At 64.1% G+C, this 16,989-nt stretch carries 13 protein-coding genes; 9 read left to right on the forward strand and 4 right to left on the reverse strand.

What is annotated here, in order from left to right; all coding sequences use genetic code 11:
- Window positions 1-2 precede the first annotated feature (2 nt).
- From L6637_RS08700 to L6637_RS08720, 5 genes are read left to right on the forward strand one after another with little or no spacing between them, the layout of a single operon-like run.
- The gene (locus L6637_RS08700) at window positions 3-494 is read left to right on the forward strand and encodes an NUDIX domain-containing protein (protein ID WP_237870106.1); all 492 of its coding nucleotides are present in this window, start codon (window positions 3-5) and stop codon (window positions 492-494) included.
- Between the two features lie 47 nt (window positions 495-541).
- Window positions 542-1,693, forward strand: coding sequence for a hypothetical protein (locus L6637_RS08705; protein WP_237870108.1), 1,152 nt, complete (start codon window positions 542-544; stop codon window positions 1,691-1,693).
- Window positions 1,690-2,625 carry a glycosyltransferase family 2 protein gene (locus L6637_RS08710; protein WP_237870110.1) on the forward strand — a complete coding sequence of 312 codons (936 nt, stop codon included), beginning with the start codon at window positions 1,690-1,692 and terminating at the stop codon, window positions 2,623-2,625. The genes L6637_RS08705 and L6637_RS08710 overlap by 4 nt, the downstream gene beginning before the upstream one ends.
- A gap of 57 nt (window positions 2,626-2,682) precedes the next feature.
- A complete protein-coding gene (locus L6637_RS08715) occupies window positions 2,683-3,198 on the forward strand; it encodes a GNAT family N-acetyltransferase (protein ID WP_237870112.1) in 516 nt (171 codons plus the stop codon).
- Between the two features lie 27 nt (window positions 3,199-3,225).
- A complete protein-coding gene (locus L6637_RS08720; protein ID WP_237870114.1) occupies window positions 3,226-3,693 on the forward strand; it encodes a DUF1801 domain-containing protein in 468 nt (155 codons plus the stop codon).
- Between the two features lie 116 nt (window positions 3,694-3,809).
- Here the strand turns inward: L6637_RS08720 and L6637_RS08725 are convergent, their stop codons facing one another.
- Window positions 3,810-6,992: a hypothetical protein gene (locus tag L6637_RS08725; RefSeq protein ID WP_237870116.1), complete on the reverse strand. Its 3,183-nt coding sequence runs from the start codon at window positions 6,990-6,992 to the stop codon at window positions 3,810-3,812.
- Window positions 6,993-7,436: 444 nt separating this feature from the next.
- Here L6637_RS08725 and L6637_RS08730 point away from each other — a divergent pair, with 444 nt between their 5' ends.
- From L6637_RS08730 to L6637_RS08745, 4 genes are all read left to right on the forward strand, one after another.
- Window positions 7,437-8,207 carry an IclR family transcriptional regulator gene (locus tag L6637_RS08730; RefSeq protein ID WP_237866450.1) on the forward strand — a complete coding sequence of 257 codons (771 nt, stop codon included), beginning with the start codon at window positions 7,437-7,439 and terminating at the stop codon, window positions 8,205-8,207.
- Window positions 8,208-8,484: 277 nt separating this feature from the next.
- Window positions 8,485-9,804 carry an MFS transporter gene (locus L6637_RS08735; RefSeq protein WP_237870118.1) on the forward strand — a complete coding sequence of 440 codons (1,320 nt, stop codon included), beginning with the start codon at window positions 8,485-8,487 and terminating at the stop codon, window positions 9,802-9,804.
- A gap of 10 nt (window positions 9,805-9,814) precedes the next feature.
- Window positions 9,815-11,425, forward strand: coding sequence for an N-acyl-D-amino-acid deacylase family protein (locus L6637_RS08740; protein WP_237870120.1), 1,611 nt, complete (start codon window positions 9,815-9,817; stop codon window positions 11,423-11,425).
- A gap of 25 nt (window positions 11,426-11,450) precedes the next feature.
- Window positions 11,451-11,834 (forward strand): RidA family protein, encoded by a 384-nt coding sequence (locus tag L6637_RS08745; protein ID WP_237866447.1) that lies wholly within the window; start codon window positions 11,451-11,453, stop codon window positions 11,832-11,834.
- A 55-nt stretch (window positions 11,835-11,889) separates the two neighbouring features.
- On the opposite strand, the gene L6637_RS08750 is transcribed toward L6637_RS08745, so the two are convergent.
- The 3 genes from L6637_RS08750 to L6637_RS08760 all read right to left on the reverse strand — a co-directional run bounded on the left by L6637_RS08750 (window position 11,890) and on the right by L6637_RS08760 (window position 16,939).
- The gene (locus tag L6637_RS08750; RefSeq protein ID WP_237870122.1) at window positions 11,890-14,157 is read right to left on the reverse strand and encodes a TonB-dependent receptor; all 2,268 of its coding nucleotides are present in this window, start codon (window positions 14,155-14,157) and stop codon (window positions 11,890-11,892) included.
- A 150-nt stretch (window positions 14,158-14,307) separates the two neighbouring features.
- Entirely contained in the window at window positions 14,308-14,718 is a 411-nt protein-coding gene (locus tag L6637_RS08755; RefSeq protein WP_237870690.1) for a DUF2946 family protein, read from the reverse strand.
- Window positions 14,719-14,875: 157 nt separating this feature from the next.
- Complete coding sequence (locus L6637_RS08760) at window positions 14,876-16,939, reverse strand: hypothetical protein (RefSeq protein ID WP_237870124.1); 2,064 nt, start codon at window positions 16,937-16,939, stop codon at window positions 14,876-14,878.
- Window positions 16,940-16,989: the final 50 nt, after the last annotated feature.

Consider the following 16,989-nt stretch of genomic DNA (forward strand, 5'->3'; position numbering starts at 1 on the left):
TGATGGGAGAGCGTCTGTACCGGGTCCGACGGAAATTCGAGCCGCTGCTGCGGCGGTTCTTCCACGCCTATTTCCTGGTGGTCCGTGGCATGACGCTGGGCGTTCGCGCCGTGGTGCTCGATGCCGACAACAGGGTGTTTCTGGTCAAGCACAGCTACGTCTCCGGCTGGTATCTGCCTGGCGGCGGCGTCGACTTTGGCGAGACCATGGAACAGGCGATGCGCCGCGAGCTCAAGGAGGAGGGCGACATCGACGTGACCGGAGAGGCCCTGCTGCATGGCATCTTCCTGAACAGCCATGTCTCCCGCCGCGACCATGTCGCGGTCTACGTCGTCAGGCATTTCCGGCAGGACCGGTTGCCCGAGCCCAACCGCGAGATCATCGAATGCGGCTTCTTCGACGCCGCCGCGCTACCGGAGGGGGTAACGCCCGGCACGCGGCTGCGGATCGCGGAAGTGCTCGATGGCAAGCCCGTGATGACGACGTGGCGGTGAGGGCGGGCTATGCTAGTAGGGGTCCGTACGGACGCCACGGAAAACTGATGAAAGCTGCAAAACTCGTCTTCGGCCTGATCTGCCTCGCGATCCTCGCCAGCAACATTTGGACAATGTCGCGCTGGAGCGAGGCGCGCGGGGTCTATGACGACATCTGCTATCTCAGGCAGGCACATCTGTTTCAGCGCTTCGGCGCCGGCGGGCTCGACACCAACGTGGTGAAGGACGACGATCGCTACTTCGAAGGCAAGATGAAGGAGATCGCCTTTCCCGAGTGGAAGGATCAGCTCCGCTGGCCCTGCCACAATCCGATGCGGGGCGGCAAGATCGTGCTGCAATATCCGCCGGGCACGGGCTTCCTGCTGGCGCTGTTTCCGGAAGGCCATCAGGTGGTGCCGCTCTACATTGCCGCGAGCCTGGTCGTGTGCGGCCTCGCGCTAGCAGGCATCGGTCTGGCGCGGACGCTGCCGTCCGTCGTCGGCGCAGGCTTGTTCGGCGCGCTTGCCGTCTATCTCATGATCAACCCGGCGAAGGCGAGCTATTCGATCGCGCCGACCATGGCCGTGTGCGCTGTTGCCGGTTTCCTGACCGCGGTTTGGCTGAGCAGAGACAAACGCAGCGTTCTGCTGGTCGCGTTGATAGGTCTCCTGCTCGGCGTATCAGTCAATTTCAGGCTGCCGAACGCGCTGCTCGCTGCCGGCTATTTCCTGTTTCTCGGCATTCCCTTTTTGTGGACGCGCTCCCTCGCAACGTTCGTGCAGGGCCTTGCCTTCGGTGCGGGCGTGCTAGTCGGTATGGCGCCGACGCTGGTCGCGCAGGCGATCAACGCCGGCAGCGCGCTGGCGACGACCTATGGCAGCGCCGACGTGGTCGCGCCCGCTTTCGATCTTGCCGTGTTCGGCCAGTATTTGCGCGACATGCAGTTCGTGCTGATCGTGCTCGCGATCGGCGCGACACTCTGGCTGCTGCGGGCCGGCGAGGGGCATATGCGACAGGCCGCGCTCGTCGTTTCCGGCAACCTCGTCGTCAATCTCGGCTTCTTCATGAGCCATCCGATCTTCACGCCGTACTATGTCGTGCCGATTGCGATGCTGTCGCTGTGGACGCTGTCGTTTGCCCGGCTGCTGCAGCCTGCCGCTGTGCCTGAGGCTGCATCGGCTCGGCATGAGCCGGCCAGTCTCGGAGCGATACCGCAATGACATCGGCCCAACCTCGCATCGCCGTGCTGGTGCCCTGCTACAACGAGGAGGCGGCGGTCGCGACCGTCGTCGCCAATTTCCGCAGCGCGCTGCCTGCCGCGGAGATCTATGTCTACGACAACAACTCACGCGACCGCACCGCTTCCGTCGCGCGTGAGGCCGGTGCGATCGTCCGTAGCGAGCGGCGGCAGGGCAAGGGCCACGTCGTGCGCCGTATGTTCGCCGACGTCGAGGCCGACATCTACGTGCTGGTCGACGGCGATGCCACCTACGACGCGCCAAGCGCCCCCAATATGATCGACAAGCTGCTCGACGGGCATCTCGACATGGTGGTCGGGCTCCGCATCGACCAGTCGCAGGCGGCCTACCGTCTCGGCCATCGCACCGGCAACCGCATGCTGACCGGCTTCCTGTCATCCACCTTCGGACAGGAGTTCAAGGACATCCTGTCCGGCTACCGCGTTTTTTCGCGCCGCTTCGTCAAATCCTTCCCTGTGCTCTCCGACGGTTTCGAGATCGAGACCGAGCTTGCGGTCTACGCGCTGGAATTGTCGCTGCCGGTGGCCGAGGTCGAGACACCCTATTACGCCCGCCCCGAGGGCTCATTCTCGAAGCTCAACACCTGGCGCGACGGCTTTCGCATTCTCGGCACCATGCTCAAGCTCTACCGCTCGGAGCGGCCGCTGCGCTTCTTCACGGTGATCGGAATCCTGCTGGCGTTGGTCGCGATCATCCTCGCGATCCCGATCGTCATCACTTTCATCGAGACCGGACTGGTGCCACGCTTTCCGACTGCCATCCTGTCGATGGGCCTGATGATCATGGCGATGCTGTCGGTCTCGTCCGGGCTCGTGCTCGATACCGTGACGCGCGGCCGGCGGGAGATGAAGATGCTGGCCTATTTGTCCCAGCCGGCGCTGAAAAGCGACTGAAGTTGGGCGCGACGCCCATGGACCTCAACAGGCGCAGATGCTATCCCGCAACGTAATATGAACGATCTCTCAATCACGATCCGTCCCGAAGCTCCAGGCGACGCCCAGGCGATCGAGCGGCTGCACGAACGCACCTTCGGCCCCGGCCGTTTCGTTCTCAGCGCCTATCGCATCCGCGAGCATGTCGAGCACCTGCTCGACGTCTCCTTCACCGCCCGCATCGGCACGCTGCTGGTCGGCTCCGTCAGGCAATTGCCTGTGACGGTCGGCGAGACGCCGGCGCTGCTCCTCGGGCCGCTCACCGTCGAGCCGCCGTTCCGCAGCCGCGGCATCGGCCGCAGGCTGATGGACCGGGCGTTGAACGAGGCCAGGGACAAGGGTCATCGCATCGTGCTGCTGGTCGGCGACGAGCCCTATTACAGCCGTGTGGGCTTCAAGCTGGTCCCTAAGGGCCGCGTCACCATGCCGGGCCCGGTCGATGCCGCGCGTGTCCTGGTGTTCGAGCTCGTCGACGGCGCCTTCGAAGGCGTCTCGGGCGCGGTTGCTCCGGACTGGAGCAAGGCGCGGGGGTAGCCTACCCAACCACCGGTCGAGGCTCACATGTTCCGCGTCACCGCCGATACATTGCAGGCCTATCTCGATTTCGATCCCGAGCGAAAGCGCGATCTGACCGCGTTGCACAAGCTCATCGTCTCGGTCGCGCCAGCGCTCAAGCGCCATTTCCATCAGGGAACGCCGGCGGGCGAGGCGGGCATGCGCATGAAGATGATCGGCTATGGCAAGTTTCGCTACGCCATCAAGTCTGGAAAAAGCACGGACTGGCCGGTGATCGGTGTTGCGCTCCAGAAGAACTACATCAGCGTGTACGTGACGGTAACCAGGCAGGGCGCGCCGGTCGTATCCCGCTATGCCGGCAAGCTGGGCGAATTGCGCATGGGCGGCAACAACTTCAGTTTCGAGCGGTTCGACGATCTCAAGCAGGGTGCCGTATCGATCCTGTTCGCAGAGGTTGCCGGCATCTTCGAAGCGGATCCCGACAATCCCGTTCGCTACATGCAGGGGTCCTGATCTGGCGGCGCCGCGCCAAAGGTGTGAGCCCTTGTGCGCGGCGCTTTCTCTCGAGTTAGCTTGCGTTCTCACGATCATGCGATCCTATCGACCGGGATCGCGTCGTCGCCCCAGCTCTAAGCCTTGATCGCGAGCTTGCGGATCTTCTCGCGGTCCTTGCCGTCGACCCAGACGCACAGTGTCAATCCGTAGCGACAGGCTTCCACGGCAAGACTGCCGACGTTTCTGGCTCGGCTGTGGAACACATGCGTCTCGCAGCAATCTTCGAGAATGAAGCCGGTGAACTCGCCGTGACAGTCGTACAGAACCTCGCAGACCTTACCGCAACGCTCTCGCTCCGGTTCATGCGGCCGCTTCGGCAAGGGCGGCACGAAGGTCAGCGAAGGCGGCACGGCGCTCGCATTGCCGCCGAGGCCGTCGACGCGGTCGGAGATGTATTTGATGTAACGTACCAGCACCGGGTGCCAGCGATTGGACGGTGACATCTGCTCCAGCCGCCATTTCATGATCGCAAGCGTCGTCTCTTCAGCGGGGAGGATCTTGTCGCCCGTGGTCACGGGAATGCGGATCTGGAACGTGCCGACGACGTAGCGCCATTGCGTCAGCCGCTCCACCTCCGTTGGCCGCGTGCGATGGGGTTTGGAGCTGCCCTTGGCGGTTCCCACCTGTGCCGTCTTGCCGTCGGCATGCAGCAATGCCGGCGCGGTCTGCAGCTTGGGGCCGGGCGGCGGAGGTGGAGGTGGCGGCGGCAGCGGCTTGCCGATGCGCGTGCCGAGCCGTTTGACCGTCACGTCGAACACCTGTCCGCTGCGAACGCCCTGGGGAAGGTCGATGGTAATGAGGCCGGCGAAATTTTCGCCGGTGCCCGGCGGAATCGGCACATAGCTGACGCCGCGTGTGATCGGAATCCGGATCGTATTGGCATCGCTCATGCCGAGCGGCGAGACGCCGTAGAAGGCCTTGGCGAGCGCCAGCACCTCGCTGGCATGCACCTGCGGCCAGTAGAGCGAGGCGACCGAGCCGGTCGGGACGTTGCCCCATTCGATCATCAATTCGTCCGGATAGATCGTGTTCGGCCCATGCGGCGGACGGACGACGCGGCCTGGCTTCGTGTCAAACGTCTGCGGAATGCGATGCGCGGCCGCGGGGCCCGGATTGTCGGAGCGCGTGACCTGGAGATTGCGCTGCGCCAGCTGGTCCCAGGACAGCGGCGAGACGCCTTGGGGGATCGGCGCGTCGTCGAAGGCGATCTGGGCGACGATGCAGTGGTGCGTGCCGTTCAGATAGGTCTGCACCTGCGCGCCGTTGATGACGTTGCCACTGTCGTAGAGATTGAGGAAGCAGCCGTAATATGCCCAGAGCTGATCCTGATGGTCGGGGATCGTCAGCGGCTGAATGTTGGGGCCGGTCGAATAGTCGGTCTGGCTCGAAAAATTGTTGGTTGCGAAGAACGGAATCGAGGTGTTGCCGGCGCCCAGCTTCGGTGACCCCGGCTTGCCGGCGGCATCATTGTTGGAGAGGTAGGCGCCGTTGACGTCATAGTCGGTGTCATTGGTCTGGGTGGTAAACAGCCTGAAGAAGACCCGAACATTGCTGGCCTGCGATCCCCCGGAGCCGCGCAGCCGCACGCGCGCGACGGCGAAGCTGTAATTGTTGTCGATGCTGATATTGGGCGGGAACGTGCCGCTGATCTGCACGGTGAACGGGTTCACGGACGAGTCGCCCTGGTTGGCGTCGCCCTGATCGGGCAGGATCGTCGTGAACGGATCGGGACCGTTCGGATTGGTGAAGCCGTTGGCCGCGGAATTCCAGCGCGACAGCAGGTTCTGGATGTAAGTGTAGGCGCCGGAGACGCTGTCTGCGAGCGCAGGCACGCCGGGGATCGGCGTCGCGTTGAGCGCCGGGGTGACCGTGAAGACGCGCAGGTCCTGGCTGAGATAGGGCAGGTTGCTGTGGTCCGCGTTCAAATTGGTGAAGTAAGGATCGGCGCCGGCGATCAGCTCGAACTGCATCGTGGCCTGCGAGCCGCTGACCTGTCCGGTCGCAGAGGCGTTCAGCGAGACCGTGAGGTCGAATTCGGTCTCGTTGCTTGCGGGGAACTGCCCCAGCAACGGCGTGTCGATATGCAGATCGTAGGGAATCTCGATACGCTGCGGCGTGAAGTCGTTGATGCCGCTCTCGAACTGCACGCCGGTAGGACTGGGCGTGATCGCCACGCCGGGGAGGCCTGGGAACGAGCCGCCAAAACTTCCGACCGTGATGCCGAGCAACAGGAACGAGTTCTTGCTGAAACCCTCGATGAAGATCGTGAAGGCGTTGGGAACGTAGCCTCCTTGCGTGTTGATGATGTCCTGCGTCTCGTCCTTGCCGAACGTGTTCTTGCCGGCACCGAAGGAGACGCGGGCGATCGGGAAGGGATTGTTTCGGTTGGGACCGGAAATCGACGCGGTCGCTCCGGGTGGATAGACGCTCTCGACGAGACCGAGGAAGATCGGGAACGGATTGGAATTGTCGCTGGTCAGGGCGTGATAGATGCTGGCGAGGTTGGAATTGTAGTTCGCGATGATCTGGTTGATGCTGAAGCCGAGCTGGACGTTGAGGTAGTAGATGAAGCCGAGCGCACAGCCGTAGCTGACGGGATCGCCGTCGCCGTGGACGAACGTGCCGTCGCTCACGGTCGAGCCGGTGTAGGTCGTGGTGACCCAGTCGCCGCGCGCCGGATTCGGCAGGATCGTTCCCTGATTGGGGTTGCCGTCGCCGTTCAGCCAGTTCGCGACGAACGATCCGTAGTAATTGTCATGGCCTTGCTGGAAGCGGGTGATGGCCGACCAATGCGACAAGCCTTCGCCGCTGCTGTCGCCGGCGTTCCAGTTGCCGCGGATGCCCATCAGCACCTCGACCCACTCGGCAATGAACACCATGCCGACGCGCTGCGCCGGCAGCGGCGCGTCACTCATCAGGTTTTGCGAGTCGAGGCTGATCGGATTGCCGACGCCGTTGTTGCTGGCGCCGGGAAAGGAGAAGCCTCCACCCGAAAGGGCAGAGTCGGCCTGATCGAGGCGGACCTCTTGCCGCGCGCCGGTGCCGAACTGAGAGGAGGGCGTGCCGAACCAGCCGGTGGTGACGTTGAACTCGTTCTCGATGACGCTCAGCGAGGGACTGATGTTGCCGAGCAGGGAATTGGCGTTGTTGATGACGTTGGCCTGATCGGGCAGCGAATTCTCGTATCGTATCCAGAAATTGGTGGTCTTGCCGGCGCCTTGTCCAATATCAGTCAAGCTGGTGCTGCTGAGGGCCATGTTGCTACTCCTTAAAACTGAATGTCTCGCGATCGCTTCTGGTTTTGCGCAGGCGCGGCTTCGAGAAAATTCCGCAGTTCAAGGTGCTGTGGCTTGCAGACGCTTGACCTCGCCTGCGCGCAAATAAATTGGGTCAGTTGTCCGGCAGGTTGAACGCAAGCAATGCGATCGTTGCTGGCCGAATTCGGCACGGGCAGTGTTGAAATCACAACCTGCCATGGTGCTCAAAACAATTGCACGCCAATAGAGCTTAACGAGGAGATGCTACCACAGGTTTGAAGGGGCGTTGATCACGCTTGCGGCAAAACAGTCGCTGAGCGGCTGCAGCTTTGTGAACTGGATAATATTGAAGCTGAATTCCGAATGCGCAAAGGCGGACGCGCTATACCGTTGGCGCGGTTTGTGGCAAAACCGGAAACCGAAGCTGACGAAGGATTGTGAAGTTTGGCCGCATCGAAGAAGGGCGCCTCGCCCGCGGAACGCCAGAACGGGATTGATCGGACCATCGATCTCCTGGAAGCGCTGCTGCATTTGCGCGCGCCCTCCAAGCTCAGCGACCTCGCCAAACAAATGGGCGCGCCGCGATCGACCGTCTATGCCATTGCGAATCGCCTGATCGAGGCGGACCTGCTCGAGAGCGTCGGCGAGGGCGGCCAGGTCTATTTCGGCAAGGCGGTGCATCTCTACGGGCGCGCCTATGCGGACGCCAATCCGCTGCATCGCCGCTGCCGCGAGGCGCTCGATCGTCTCGCGACCCAGCACAGTGCCACCGCGCAGCTCTGCGCGCTGCGCGGCCGCAAATATGTGGTGGTCGACACGCGTGACGGGTCGGGCCTGTTCCGGATCACGACGGACGTCGGCATCGAGGTGCCGCTGCCCTGGACGGCATCCGGCCGGTTGCTGCTGGATCACATGAGCCCGGCGGAGATTCGCGCGTTCGTGCCGAAAGAGGATTTTCGTCTTCCTGATGGCCGCGTGCTCGACGTCGATGATTTCATCAAGGACGTCGCACGCGCGCGGCGCGACGGCAAATGCGTGACGACGGCGCTGTCCGATCGCTTTACGTCGTGCCTTGCTGCGCCGATCCGCGACAAGAAGGGTGTCGCGGCCGCGACGCTTTGCTTCGTCGTTCCCGCTGACTCGGTGAAGGAGCGCAGGACCGCGCTGCTCGACGATCTGGTCGCCACCGCAACGGAACTCTCGGATCGTTCCTGAACTCAGCCGACCGTCAGCGTCGCTGACTGATTTATCCGCATCGTTTTCGAGAGTCGTCGTCGCGCGTTCCAATGAAACGCGTCACGGCGCATGCGCGTCGTGCCGAGCGGGACTAGAATGTCCGGGCTTGACATCATGCCGCTGCAATATCTAACGTGTCGCTATAAGATAATATTGTCCACTATAAGAGACATTGTGATTGCAGGCGCGGCGAGGTTCTCTCGGTCCCATGTCGGGGCGGAAGACGCGATCCTGCGTGTCCAAGCGAGGATTCGAAATGGCGAAGGCAACCCAACAGGTACCTGGACGACGCTGGCTGATCGGTTGTCTCCTCGGCGTTGGAATTCTCATCAACTACATCGATCGCGTCGGCCTCTCGGCCGCGACGCCGGAGCTCACCAAGGAGCTCGGCCTCACAGCCACCGACATCGGCTTGCTCGGCAGCGCGTTCTTCTGGACCTATTCGCTGCTGCAAGTCCCCGGCGGCATGGTGCTCGATCGCTTCGGCGTCACCATGGTCGGCCGCGCCTCGAGCTTTCTCTGGGCCATCGCTGCCACCATCACCGCACTCGCCAGCGGGCTCTGGGGCATCGCTGGCGCTCGCCTGTTGCTCGGCGTCGCGGAAGCGCCGGCGTTTCCGGCCAGCCAGAAGGCGACCGGCCACTGGTTTCCGCTCGACGAACGCGCGCGCTCGACCGCGATCTTCGATTCCGCCGCAAAGTTCTCCAACGTGATCGGCGTGCCGTTGGTCGCCTTTGTGATCTTTCTCTACGGCTGGCGCTGGGGTTTTGGCGTCACGGCGGTGCTGAGCTTCCTCTATTTCATCGCCTACTACATCATCTACCGCAATCCGAGCGAGGATCCGAAGCTCTCCAAGGCGGAGCATGACTACATCGTCGCCGGCGGCGGAACGCCGGAAGGCCCGGCTGCAGCGGGGCAGAGCCGCATGCTCGGCTACCTCCTGCGAAACCGCAAGGTCTGGGGCCTGACCATCGGCTTCTCCGCCTATGGCTACACTTTCTATCTCTTCCTCACGTGGCTGCCGGGCTATCTCGCCCAGACCATGCACATGAACCTGATGTCGGCCGCGGGCTATTCGACCATCCCCTGGATCTTCGCGACCTTGTCGGACCTGTTGATCGGCGGCTTCCTGGTCGATCATCTGATCGCGCGCGGCTACGACTCGACGCGGGTGCGCCAGTCGGTGATCATTGTCGGTATGCTGATGGGGCTCGCCGTGATTGGCGCCGCGTTCACCGTGAGGCCGGGCTGGGCGCTGCTGTGGTTGTCGATCGCGATCTCCGGCCTGTCGGCCGCAGCGCCCGTCGGCTCCTCGATCGTGTCGCTGATCGCGCCTAAGGGCGGTGCGGGAAGTGTCGGCGGCATTGTTAACTTCACCAACAACATGATGGGTGTGCTCGCGCCGATCGTCACAGGCATCGTGGTGGACTGGACCCAATCCTTTGCCGGTGCCTTCATGATCGCCGGCGTGGTGCTGTTGATCGGCATCTTCTTCTATGTCGTGGTGCTCGGCCGGATCGAATCGATCCCCGATTACGAAGAGGTACCACCGCCCGGTGCCGTGCCTGTTCACTGAGGAGAGGGGCATGCCCCGGACTTCCAACGGCAAGGACACGCTGATCCGCAACGCGCGCCTGATCGACGGCACTGGCTCGCCGTGGTTCGAGGCGGATTTGCGCGTCAGCGGCAGCCGCATCGCGGCGATCGGGGCCGCGCTGCCGGCGGAGGGGGCCGACATCATCGACGCGCGCGGATGCTATCTCGCGCCGGGCTTCATCGATGCGCATTGCCATGACGACCTGATTTGTCTGCGCGAGCCCGACAGGCCCGAGAAGGTGTTGCAGGGCGTCACCACGCTCGTGGTCGGCAATTGCTGCTTCTCGCTCTATCCGGCAACTGCCGGCTCCGCCGAGATGCTGCGTTTGCATTTCTCGGGGCTCGCTGGCGAAGTCAGGACGAACGAAGTCTTCGACAGCTTTGACGGCTACCGGCAAGCCCTGGAAGGGCCGGGCGTGGGACTCAACCTCGTCTCTCTGGTCGGGCACGCCGCGATCCGTCTCGCCGTGCTCGGCTACGAGCGCCGCGCGGCGAGCATCGAGGAGATCGCGGCCATGCAGGCGTTGCTCGCGCAGCAACTCGATCAGGGGGCGGCCGGCCTGTCGCTTGGCCTCGTCTATCCGCCGAGCGCCTATGCCGATACCAACGAGCTCAACGCGCTGGCAGAGACCGTCAGGGCGCATGGCAAGCTGCTCACCGCGCATGTCCGCAGCTACGAAGCGGGCCTCTTGCAATCCATCGACGAGTTCATCGCGATCCTGCGCGCCTCAGGTGCCGCGGGGCTGCTGTCGCATCTGCAATCGGCGGGCAAGCCGAACTGGGGCGCTATCCCGAAGGCGCTCGACCGGCTGGAGGCCGCGCGCGCAGAGGGGATCGACATCTCCTTCGACATGTATCCCTATCCCGCCGGCAGCTCCTACATGCTGCAATTGCTGCCGCCAGCCGCGCTCGAAGGCGGCGTCGACGCGCTGCTTGCGCGGCTGCGCGATCCCGCCCAGCGCGAAGCGCTGCGCGTGCTGGTGGAGGAGGGCGATCCCGATCCGCATGCGGCGCAGTCCAAGATCGTGCTGATCGGTTGGCACAATGTCCGCATTTCCGCCACCGCAAATCCGGCGTTGAAGCCGCTCGAGGGCAAGTCGATGGTCGATGCCGCGCGCGAGCTCGGCATCTCCCCGTTCGATCTCATGGTTCGCTGCATCGAGGAGGACCAGGCCCAGACCGGCATCATCATGTTCCAGCTCGATGAGGCCGATCTGCGCGCGGCCTTCACCCATCGCCTGCACATGGTCGGCTCCGACGGCATTCCACGTCCCGGTACCAAGCCGCATCCGCGGGCCTATGGCAGTTTTCCGCGCGTCGCCGGCCGGCTGACACGTGAGCAGGGCTGGTTCACGCTGGAAGATGCCGTACGGCGGATGACCGCGATGCCCGCCCAGCGCTTCGGCCTGTCCGACCGCGGCATCCTGCGGCCGGGCATGATCGCGGATCTCACGCTGTTCGACGAGACCATCATGGACAAGGCGACGTTCGAGACGCCGACGGAAATGCCCGCAGGCATCCGTGCGGTCTTCGTCGCCGGCGAGGCCGTGGTCGCGGACGGGCGCAGCACCTTCGCACGGCCGGGCCGTGCCCTGACCTAAACCATCACACGCAGGACACCATGCAATGACGTTGAAACGATACGGCGCGGCCGGCGGCACCGGCACCGGCGGCCAGCACCTTCCGTTTGCCCGCGCGGTCGAAGCCGATGGCTGGCTCTACGTCTCCGGCCAGACGCCGATGGAGAACGGCGAGGTGATCGAGGGCGGCATCATCCCGCAGTCGCACAAGGCGATCCGCAACATGCTCGCGATCCTGGCTGAAGCTGGATACGAGCCCAAGGATGTCGTCCGTTGCGGCGTCTGGCTCGACGACCCCCGGGACTTCCAGAGCTTCAACAAGGTCTTCGCCGAATATTTCGGCGCCAACCCGCCCGCGCGCGCCTGTGTGGTGTCGAGCATGGTGGTGGATTGCAAGGTGGAAATCGACTGCGTCGCCTATCGCAAGTGAGCCGCCGCCTGCTGCGCCGGGGGCCCGCAGGCCCCGACGCACGCAAGCCGCGCAGCTAGAACCGCTGCGAGACGCCGACATAGAAGCCGCGTCGCGGTCCGTATTGCGGGGCGAACACGCCGATGCCGGAGCCGTCGCGGATCTGGTAGATCGTGTCGAACACATTGACCACGTCGAACCGCACCGTCGTCGGCTTGTTCGGCGCCACGATGTTGAAGTCGTGCGACAGGCCGAGATTGACCTGCGTGTAGCCGGGCAGATGATCGGTGTTGGCAAAGCCCGAGCGCAGGCCGCTGCCATAGATCATCGACACGCTGTAGCGCGTGCCCTCCCAGAGATAGGAGGCGCCGGCCGATCCCGACAGCATCTGGGCGTGGTCGGTGTAGATGTAATGGCCGTCGATATAGGCGAGTTCGTCCGCGCCGAACAGATACTGGTTCGAGACCACATTGGTCGCGATCTGCTTGGCCCAGGCGAGGTTGGCATAGGCGCTGAAATTGCCGCTTCTGTAGGTCGATTTCAGCTCGACGCCGACATTCTCGCCGCGATCGTAGTTGAAGCCGCTCAGCACATAGGCCGCGCCGAACTGGCCATCGTCGAGCAGGTCGCGCGCCTTCTTGTAATAGGCGTCGGCGCCGACCTCGAGGCCGGGGATCGCATGGATCTTCTGCGTGACGCCGACGTCGAATACGTGCGACCGCTCCGGCAGCACCGGGCTGCTCTGTCCGACCTCCGGCGTTTGCGTGTTGGCAGGCGGGCCAGGCGGGGTCACGAGTGCAAGATTGACGGGGCTGGCGATCACCTGCGAGGGCGGGGTGAAGTTGCGCGCATAACCGGCATGGAAAATGGTGCCGTCGAACGGCTTCCAGGTCAGGCTGACGCGCGGGCTGAGCTGGTTGGCATCGACATATTGAACCATCTGGTCGAAGCGCAGGCCGGCATTGAGCGTCAGGCTATTGGTGATCTTCCACTCGTCCTGGACATAGGTTCCGACCAGCCAGCCGGTCTTGGCGTTGGAATCGAACACCGAGAACGGCGCGTCGATCGTGCCCGCGGTCGGATCGCTTGGATCGGCCAGCGGCAGCATCGTGGTCCCGCTGTTCACCAGCGTTCGCTCCGCGCTCACCGAAAGACCGAAGCGCAGCGTGTGCGCATAGCCGATGCGCCAGGCGGTGTCCTGCTGGATGCCGTTGACCGCGCTCTGGCGATAGACGTCCGAGGAGACGCCGTTGAAGACGAGGTCGCCGATCGGATCGGGGTAGAAATGGAGTTGGCTGTAACGGTTGAAGTACGATGTTTGTGTGTCGAACTCGCCGTTCGAGGTCTGGTAGGAGACGACGTTGAACTGGTTGAATTCGTTCTGGTGCTCGTTCAGCCGGGACGAGTCGAAATTCGAGACGCCGAACGCCGTGTTCGCGGGCGCCTGCCCGGGATTGTTCGGAATCTGGAACGTCGCGTTCGACACGCCGCTCATGAAGGTGAGGCGGCTCGTTGGATCGATCATCGTCGACAGATAAAGGAAACCCTTCTCCTGGTTGGTGCGGTCGTGGATCGCGTTGACTGACGGGGTCGGGTTCTCGATGCCGAGATTGTTCTGCAGGAAACGTCCCGACAGGAAATACTGCGTTGGCCCGACTGTCCCGCCATATTCGATATTGGTCGAGATGGTGCCGTTGCTGCCGCCATAGACGCCGACCACGCCGGAATTGTTGAAGGCGTCGGCCTTGGTCTGGATGTCGAGCACGCCTGCGGTGCGCTGGCCATATTGCGCCGGCAGCGCGCCGGTGAGCAGGCTGAGGCTGCCGACGATGCCGGTGTCGAGGATCTGCCCGAACGCGCCGACACCATCGGGCAGCATCACGCCGTTGATGCGATATTGCAGATTGGCGTGCTCGTTGCGGATATGCAGGTCGCCGCTCGCCGCCGAGTCCTGGGTGACGCCGGGAAATTGCAGCAGCACCTTGTCGAGCGAGGCATTGCTGCCCTGCGGCAGCGCCTCGATCGCTTGGCGCGTGAGCGTGTGGGTCGTGGCCCCGCCTGGTGGAAGCACAGATTGGCGCGCGGCATCTAACCGGTTGTTCTGGCCCTCGACTGCGGCTGGCGCCTCGGTCTGTGGACGGGCCTGCGACGTTGAATGTCGCTTGTCGACGGCGACACGAACTTTTGGACGGCGCGGCGCCTGCGTCTGCTTGGGCGCATCGACCTCGACGCTGGGCAGCGTCGTCATCGGGGCCGTCGTCTGCGCCAAGGCGGCATCGCCGGAATGAAACAGCGTGAGTGCGGCGAGGCTTGAGCCCGCCAATATTGCTTTTGAAGACACCATTGTCCTGATTTCCGGATCGCGCGCCGTCGCAGCTCGTCAGAGCACAGGCAGGCGGCACGCGCCGTCGACACGCGACGGATCATCTTGGATAGCCCAGCGCAATCGGCGCGCATGCGCGGCCGATGCCGAAGGCAGCTCAATCGATGGAGATCAGGAGGCGGGAGGGGCGCGCGGCTGGAACGCGTGCTTTGCCGATTCCAGATGGATGAATTCGGCATCGGTGGTGCGATAGAGCAGCTCGACCGCCTGCGGCAAATGCAGCAGAGGCGGCGTCGCGAACACGACCGTGCCAGCCATAGCGACCAATGCGCAGATCGCGCAATTGTCGTCTCCCGGCTGTTCGCGGTCGGGATTTGCAGGTGACTGCTTCTGAACCGCCGCGCTATCGGGCGATGCGATTGTCTTGGCAACGGTCTTGGCGTGATCGCTCAGCTGGGACTGAGCAAGCGGTGCAGCTTGTGCGAACCAATGGCTGTGGCCGAAGGTCAGCACTATCTGCACCAGCATCGCGAATATCGCGAGCCGGGCACCGTGCCTGATATTCGACCGGAACCACTTCATCTGGAAAACACCATCCCACATCGCGGGACGCCGACCGGGCGTTGCGATGTTATAATGTAACATCGCCCGATCGGTCAGCAGATGTCAACTGAGGGAGGGGCTGGCGCGCGCAGGCGGCCGATCCGATGTGGCGTTCGGGCAACGCGATCGTCGCGCCTCACCGCCCTTCGCGGACCCAGGTCGCAGCAAACGCACCGAGCAGCAGCAGCAGGCCGATCAGGCCGGAGAAGATCGGCAGCACGCCGACGCCCTTCACGATGCTGGCGTCGCGCATCCGCACGCCCATCCAGCCGTCACCGGCGAAGACGCTCGCCGAGCGCACCGGGACGATGCGCGGCAGCTCGACGCTGCCGCCATCCGCGATCCGCAACGAGCTGCCGCCGGTCGCCTGCGTCAGCGGCTTCAGCGTGTCGGTGGTGGAGGTGACTTCCGAGAATTCCTTCGGATTGGTCGGGCCGACATTGATCAGCGCCTTCAGCGTTCCGTCGGTCGCCTGCCACAGGCCTAGCTCGTTCGCCGGAAGGCTGGCGCGCCACTCGCCGGGATCGCCGGGGCTGAGCGTCAAATCATGGGAGACGCCGGAAGGCGACGTCACGCTCACCGGCTGCACGGTGTCGGCCATGGTCTGGCGCACCACGACGAGATCCTTGCCCTGCACCTGCATGCGCAGCGCTTCCTCGTCGAGATCGGGCTGCTTCATCAGCCAGTGCGACATCCGCCTGAGCAGATCGAGATGCGGACCGCCGCCCTCGTAACCGCGCGCCCATAGCCAGATGTGGTCGGACAGCAAGAGCGCAACGCGGCCCTCGCCGAAGCGCGACAAGAACAGCAGCGGCTTGCCGTCCGCACCCGTCATCACAGGCGGGTTGACCGCATTGCGGGTTTCGACGGTGCGGAAGAAGCGGCTCCAGTGCGGCGGCTCGAATGCCGCGCCCTCCAGCCCGCGCGTCACGGGATGGCGTTTGCCGATGTCGGAGAGATGCGCATAGAACGGTTTCTCCGTGACGCCGACCGGCTCGGCCGGCAGCACTGCGTCCAGCGGCGTGCGCCAGATGCTGCTGGTCGAGGCATAGTCGGGGCCTGCCGAGACCAGCACGGCGCCGCCCGCGCGCACATAGCGTGCCATGTTCTCGAAATAGGGGATCGGCAGCACGCCCTGGCGGGCGTAGCGATCGAAGATGATCAGCTGGAATTCGTTGATGTGCTGCTGGAACAGCTCGCGCGTCGGAAACGCGATCAGCGATAGCTCGTTGATCGGCGTGCCGTCCTGCTTCTCCGGCGGACGCAGAATCGTGAAATGCACGAGGTCGACGCTGGCGTCGGACTTCAGCAGGTTGCGCCAGGTGCGCTCGCCGGAATGCGGCTCGCCGGAGACCAGCAGCACGCGCAGCTTGTCGCGGACGCCGTCGATGGCGACGACGGCGCGGTTGTTGACCGGGGTCAATTCTCTTTCGAGGGGCGAGGCCTCGATCTCGACGATGTTCGGGCCGGCATGCTTGATCTCGACGTCGACGCTTGCGCTCTGGCCGCTTGTCAGCGTGCGCTCGTTGATGACCTCGCCGTCGCGGCGCACCGTGACCTTGGCGCGCTCGCCGGTGACGCCCTGGTCGTCGAGCTTGTAGCCGATGGTCTGGTTCTGGCCGACGATGCCGAAGCGTGGTGCCGCCGTGATCGCGATGCGGCGGTCGCGCTCGTCCTTCTGTCCGGTGATGAGCGCCTGCACTGGCGCCTGGAAGCCGAGCGCGGCGGCGTTGGCCGGGATGTCGTGAACGCGGCCGTCGGTGATCAGGAAGGCGCCGGCGACGCGGTCCACCGGCACATCCGACAGCGCGGAGGCGAGTGCGCCGAACAGTTTTGTGCCGTCGGTCTCGCCGTCGGCCTGTCCGGCCTCGACGATGCGCACCTCCAGCCCCTTGATCTTCTTCAGACCGTCGACCAGCGCCTCCTGCGCCTTGGCGGCTTCCTGGTTGCGCTTGCCGAAATTCTGGCTCGGGCTCTTGTCGACGACGACGGCGGCGACCGAGGTGAGGGGATCGCGGTCCTCGCGCGTGAAGGACGGATTTGAAAGGGCCAGCAGGAACAGCGCCAGCGCCGCCACGCGCACGGCCGCGCCGCGTGCCCGCGCCACCAGCAGCACGATGGCGATGAGGACGATCGCAGCGAGCGCGATCCAGAGGACGATCGCTGGGACAAGCGGCGTGAACGCGATGCCGTAATTCATATCGATCTTCTATTGGTTTTGAGCATGATCCCCGCGCAAACGCGTTCCGC

This window comes from Bradyrhizobium zhengyangense, from assembly GCF_022012435.1.
Lineage (GTDB): Bacteria > Pseudomonadota > Alphaproteobacteria > Rhizobiales > Xanthobacteraceae > Bradyrhizobium > Bradyrhizobium zhengyangense.

What these genes read in the sequence shown, in the direction of transcription:
- L6637_RS08740 (WP_237870120.1), top strand. Translation starts at nt 9,815, where the DNA reads ATGCCCCGGACTTCCAACGGCAAGGACACGCTGATCCGCAACGCGCGC.
- L6637_RS08720 (WP_237870114.1), top strand. Translation starts at nt 3,226, where the DNA reads ATGTTCCGCGTCACCGCCGATACATTGCAGGCCTATCTCGATTTCGAT.
- L6637_RS08735 (WP_237870118.1), top strand. Translation starts at nt 8,485, where the DNA reads ATGGCGAAGGCAACCCAACAGGTACCTGGACGACGCTGGCTGATCGGT.
- L6637_RS08710 (WP_237870110.1), top strand. Translation starts at nt 1,690, where the DNA reads ATGACATCGGCCCAACCTCGCATCGCCGTGCTGGTGCCCTGCTACAAC.
- L6637_RS08755 (WP_237870690.1), bottom strand. Translation starts at nt 14,718, where the DNA reads ATGAAGTGGTTCCGGTCGAATATCAGGCACGGTGCCCGGCTCGCGATA.
- L6637_RS08760 (WP_237870124.1), bottom strand. Translation starts at nt 16,939, where the DNA reads ATGAATTACGGCATCGCGTTCACGCCGCTTGTCCCAGCGATCGTCCTC.
- L6637_RS08745 (WP_237866447.1), top strand. Translation starts at nt 11,451, where the DNA reads ATGACGTTGAAACGATACGGCGCGGCCGGCGGCACCGGCACCGGCGGC.
- L6637_RS08705 (WP_237870108.1), top strand. Translation starts at nt 542, where the DNA reads ATGAAAGCTGCAAAACTCGTCTTCGGCCTGATCTGCCTCGCGATCCTC.
- L6637_RS08750 (WP_237870122.1), bottom strand. Translation starts at nt 14,157, where the DNA reads ATGGTGTCTTCAAAAGCAATATTGGCGGGCTCAAGCCTCGCCGCACTC.
- L6637_RS08725 (WP_237870116.1), bottom strand. Translation starts at nt 6,992, where the DNA reads ATGGCCCTCAGCAGCACCAGCTTGACTGATATTGGACAAGGCGCCGGC.
- L6637_RS08715 (WP_237870112.1), top strand. Translation starts at nt 2,683, where the DNA reads ATGAACGATCTCTCAATCACGATCCGTCCCGAAGCTCCAGGCGACGCC.
- L6637_RS08700 (WP_237870106.1), top strand. Translation starts at nt 3, where the DNA reads ATGGGAGAGCGTCTGTACCGGGTCCGACGGAAATTCGAGCCGCTGCTG.